The organism is Mesorhizobium sp. M1A.F.Ca.IN.022.07.1.1, from assembly GCF_003997575.1.
Taxonomy (GTDB): Bacteria; Pseudomonadota; Alphaproteobacteria; order Rhizobiales; family Rhizobiaceae; genus Mesorhizobium.
Genome location: NZ_RZST01000403.1, coordinates 1 through 4,752, shown reverse-complemented (window position 1 = coordinate 4,752; position 4,752 = coordinate 1). Strand labels below are relative to the sequence as shown.

At 57.2% G+C, this 4,752-nt stretch carries 4 protein-coding genes and 1 pseudogene; 2 read left to right on the top strand and 3 right to left on the bottom strand.

Features of this window, described 5'->3' with window-relative positions; genetic code table 11:
• Positions 1 to 113, top strand: a 113-nt coding sequence (locus tag EOA75_RS28975; RefSeq protein ID WP_164747629.1) for a transposase domain-containing protein, incomplete at its 5' end; no start/stop codon positions are given.
• 12 nt (positions 114 to 125) lie between these two features.
• Here the strand turns inward: EOA75_RS28975 and EOA75_RS28970 are convergent.
• Together EOA75_RS28970 and EOA75_RS28965 are read right to left on the bottom strand one after the other, a co-directional pair.
• A pseudogene (locus EOA75_RS28970) lies at positions 126 to 1,003 on the bottom strand (radical SAM protein); the annotation flags it as partial.
• 495 nt (positions 1,004 to 1,498) lie between these two features.
• Positions 1,499 to 1,855, bottom strand: a complete 357-nt coding sequence (locus tag EOA75_RS28965) for a hypothetical protein (RefSeq protein WP_091595902.1) — start codon at positions 1,853 to 1,855, stop codon at positions 1,499 to 1,501.
• 682 nt (positions 1,856 to 2,537) lie between these two features.
• Between EOA75_RS28965 and EOA75_RS28960 the strand changes: the two genes are divergently transcribed.
• Positions 2,538 to 3,677, top strand: a complete 1,140-nt coding sequence (locus tag EOA75_RS28960; RefSeq protein WP_091595823.1) for a porin — start codon at positions 2,538 to 2,540, stop codon at positions 3,675 to 3,677.
• A 489-nt stretch (positions 3,678 to 4,166) separates the two neighbouring features.
• Here EOA75_RS28960 and EOA75_RS28955 read toward each other — a convergent pair.
• Positions 4,167 to 4,752: SGNH hydrolase domain-containing protein (locus tag EOA75_RS28955; RefSeq protein WP_281058584.1), on the bottom strand; the 586-nt coding region annotated here is incomplete at its 5' end.

The window sequence follows — 4,752 nt, the reverse complement described above, 5'->3', positions numbered from 1 at the left end:
GCTATCTCGCCGATGTCCTCACCAGGATCGTCAACGGCCACCCCAACAGCCAGATCGACGATCTCCTGCCTTGGGTCTACATCAACAAGCTCGAGCTCAAGGCCGTGGCCTGAGAACACCGCTTACAGTTCGTCGTCCGGCAGAGCGAAATGATCGAGCCCGATCTCCCGGTAGCCGGCGCCAACCAGTGTCTCGGCGACAGCTGCAGCCTGTTCGGCGCGAACATCGCCGTCCGGTAGACCTGCCTGCTCGATTAGGCGCTGATTCTTTATCACGGAAGGAATATGCGCGTAGCCGAACACCGCAAACCGGTTGGGGCGCATGGCGACCGCAGCCATCGCGGTCTGGATGCAGGACTGCACAGTCTGTTTCGGGAGACCGAAGATGAGATCGAAGTTGATATGGCCAACGCCATGCCGGCGGAGATTTTCGACGGCAGCGGCCGTCTGCACCTTACTCTGGATCCGATTGATCGCCTTTTGCACATCGGGATCAAAGCTCTGCACGCCGATGCTCGCGCGGTTGACACCGGTAGCTGCCAAGGGTTCGGCCATTTCCGGTGTGAACGTTCGGGGATCGATCTCCACGGCGATCGCAGCAGTTTTGCTGAAAGCGAAGTGGCGGCGTAGAAATTCCATCAGCGCCAAGTGCTCGGCTGGCCCGATAAGGTGAGGCGTTCCGCCGCCGAAATGCACATCGCTCACCGGCAGCCCTTGCCGAACTTGCTCCGACACCAAACTGATCTCCTGACGCAGCACGCCAAATAATTAAGGATCGGGCCGTTGCGACGGGTGACGGCGGTAGGGAAGCCGCAATACCAGCACATGGATCGGCAAAACGGAATGTGGAAATAGAGCGACACCGATTCGTCGGCCGGGAGGCCCCCCAGCCATTCCTCATAATCGTCAGCACCAACCGCCGCAGAGAAGTCTGGCACAGTCGGATAGATGGTATACCAAGGCGGCCGGGGGTCCCGGTACTTTGTCAGGATTGAGGTGTGCAAGGAGCTGTCGTCCCACGTCGCTGATCCATCATTGTTTCGTTGCGCGCTCGTCCTGTCTCTGACCTAAGTCAGTGCGTCCCGCTTTCTCCGCGTTTTCAAGGCGGAGGCGGCGATGTCGCAGTCTCGCTTGGACAGGACGGTATCAACCGAGCGCGCGTGCCATGGTCCGCCTGAGGTGATGGTGCGGTGCCGCATTCAACGTTTGAGTACGTGACGCCGATGCAGTGTGCTTGAGGCGTCTGCGGAAGAACTTTGCAATGCGAAATTCATGTCCGACGCCAAACGTCGCAACGCACCTGTCAAGCCTCGGTCAGACGCCATCCAGGTCCAGCCAGCGGCCTTCCCTGCCGGCCGAAAAACCATACCGGCTTTAGCCACCGAGACGCTCTAAAGCTGACGTCCGCTCATTTGATGAAAGGAAGGCGCCGCTAGGGGGTGCACAAGGCTCCCCAGCTTGACGTCGCTTCGAGCGATGAGCGGCGGTGTGGCTTGTCGTCAAGCGCCGGGCAGCGTGCCCCCTACCGATATCCCGAAAAGATCGACCAAGATCGCCATCCCGACGCCACACGCGGTCTGGATGAGGCCGACCATGAAAATGCGATTGGCGCGTTCGTAGATGGGGCGGCGCAAGGAACTCATGTCGAGCAGCATGGACAGCGCTCTCATCTGCAGTGCGATGCCGAGCAGGATCGGCACTACGGCGAACAGATCGTAGAGTTGCCATGGCAAGGGGTTCGCCGCCCAATGAGTGAGGAAGCCGAGCGAAAAGGCAAGCAGGATACCCACGGCAGTGATTGTGCCGTTGCGGAAAATGGTCTCGATCAGTTCTTCCTTCGGATCGTGCTCGTCCAAGCGGCTTCCTTTCGTTGCTCTTTCCGTCGAGACTAAGTTCTCGAGAATGCTGTTCATCGCCAATTACTCGAGGCGAGCCCTAGGCAACCGTTTCAGGGTGCGATCCCTTCTCGCTATCGGCCGCGCAATGTACCTGCACGGCGAACTTACAGCGGCGAAAAGGTGCTTCGGCCACCATGCGACACATCGGACGTGGACGCCCTCTGTTCCTGGCGCAGCCCTTGCGGACCGCACGCGCGCAGTAATCCTTCTCGGTAGCGCATGAAGCGGCCTCCGTTGCGGTCAGACGGGAAGCCGTCGCTGTTAAACGAGACTGTCACATATCGAACATGGCGAACCGTGTCGCACATTGCTTTTCGCAGTGACCCTCAAAAAAAGTGATTCCAGCGAGACGAAGGCGCGTCGGCCCAATTTTGGTGTCGGCCGCATCTACGCTTCAGGTTGGCATGTCGCTTGCTGCTCTATTCCGAGGCTGCAGCGGTCTGACCGGAGTGTTTCACATATAAACGATAATGAATCTCCTAGCAGAAAACACTATTCTAAGTACATGTGGCTTTTACGCTGGATAACCTCCCATGTCAAGCGCTTTTACGTCCACAAATTGGAGACAACACGCACAAAATTTAGAGTAAAGCTTGCTCTTACGCCTCTATCCTTTTTATTCCTTCATGGAGATCTAGACATGTACATCAAGATTCGTCTTCTCGGCTTAACTGCTCTGATCGCCGCCTCCGTCGTTCGAGCAGCTGGCGCCGAGCGGGAACCGGCTGAGTACATCAAGATCTGCGACGTCCTCGGCTCGGGGTATTTCTATATTCCCAACACCGAGACCTGCCTGCGCATCGGCGGCTATGTCCGTTATGATATCGGCCTGGGTGATGTCCGATCGTATGACAGCGCAAGAACCTCGGATGTGAGAACTGGCGAGGACCAAGGCACTTGGCGAAACAACACACGCTTCACGTTCAAAACTTGGAGCGGCCAGCAGACCGAGCTCGGCGCGTTGACGACCTATACCGAAACCCACGTGAATTTTGGCAATAGCGCTAACTCGCGTGACAGTCCTCAGAACTATGGTTTCAACAGCGGCCTCGCACTGGCTTCTGCCTGGGTCGAGCTGGGGGGCCTGCGAGTTGGCAAGGACGGGTCGGCCTTCGATACGTTTGTAAGCTACGCTGGCAACGTTCTCGATAGTATGCTCGTTCGGTCGGCCGGCTTCGACACCAACGTGGCTCAGTACTACTTCGACGCCGGCAACGGCATTTCGACCGTGATTTCGCTCGAACAAGGATCGGGCTCAGCCGGTACTATCGACAGCTATATTCCGCACGTTGTCGCCGGCTTGAAATACACGCAAGGCTGGGGCTCGATCACCGGCGTCGCGGCTTATGACAGCAACTACGAAGCTTTGGCCGGCAAGATCCGTGTCGACGTCGCTGTCACAAACCAGCTGTCGCTGTTTGGACTGTTCGGCTACGGTTCCAATGGCAGTCTCAACGAGGACTCAAACGGCGCAATCGCCAATCATGTGCGCGGCTCGTACAAAATCTGGAACGGCCAGTGGGCTTTCTGGGCGGGCGCCACCTACGAGTTTGACGAGAAAACTTCGTTCAACTTTCAGGTCTCGAGTGATCAGCTCAAGAATTCTGGTTTGGCTGCAAACGTCGTCTATATGGTCGTTCCTGGCTTCACGGTCACAGCCGAGGTCGATTACGACCGCTACGGCAACTTTGGCGTCGGCCCTGCCGACCCTACCACCGTCAAGGGCACGAGCAAGCCGAACAGCGTCGGCGGCATTCTCCGCTTCCAACGCTCATTTTGAAATCTCTCCAGCCGCGAGCATCTCTGGCAAAGGCACTTGCCTCGACAACGCACGCATAGAGAGCTTCTTTCGCCATCCTTGAAGTCTGCATCGACCGTCCACGGCCCATCGTACCAACTTGAGACTGAAAGGGGTGAGCCCTGTGTAATACAGCCTAGCCCTTGACCTGCCCAATGAACCGGCCAGGGGTGGTCAGTTCAAATTCGGGGCCGTTTAGAGGGCAGTGTGAGGCCGTGTCAGGTAAGTGCCACTGCTATGTCGGGACCGCGACACGCCTGTCGCTGTGGATGGCTGGAATTGCCCTTCGCGGCGCCATTCATTCTCTCAACATTTACGTGATAATGCACGCTTAGTCCGATCCGCGTGGCAGCACCCATCCTAGGTCGCTATCGGGTGGCCTTAAACCTGAACAGCTCCATCGTCGCGGCTGCTGCCGAAGCAGGAGCAATCACAGGGACCCGCACTGGTGCTTGTCAGCCGTCTGACCCGCTACTTCGTCTTAGGAAGAGCATTGTCTTTGCCAAAAGCCGGCCAGTATTTCGAGATTGCCAGTGTGGCGCCGGCTGAAGAGAAATGACCATAGTCGAAATACATAAACTCTCCTCTGTCGGAATAGGGGCAGCGTCCTGCGCTGCACAGGAATTTCAGCGGATCGATGAATGTGGCGCCTTTGGTAAATGAGCGCACACGTTCGTTGATGCCGGGGTCCATCGCCATCGGCCAGGACGTATCGTCCAGATTTTGGCGCTTGGCGAAGAACGCAATTTTCCGGACGTCAGTTGGGAACTGCGGAGACTGGCCGATGACAAACACGCGCACGCCCAGGGCACGAAGCGTATCGATTGTTTGCTGAAGACCGTCGAAGCCTCTGACCTCATAGTCACTCCATTTACCGCTGAGGATAACCGTCTTGATGTCCGCTTCCAAGATGATGTCCAAGGCCTTGCGATTGAACCGGACACAATCAAGACGAGCGTAAGAGTAGTAAGAGAGTATCGGCGGGCAGCCGGCGTACGTATATTTCACGATGTTCGCCTGCAACCGATTTATGTTAGCACCCAGGCCGGAAACATAG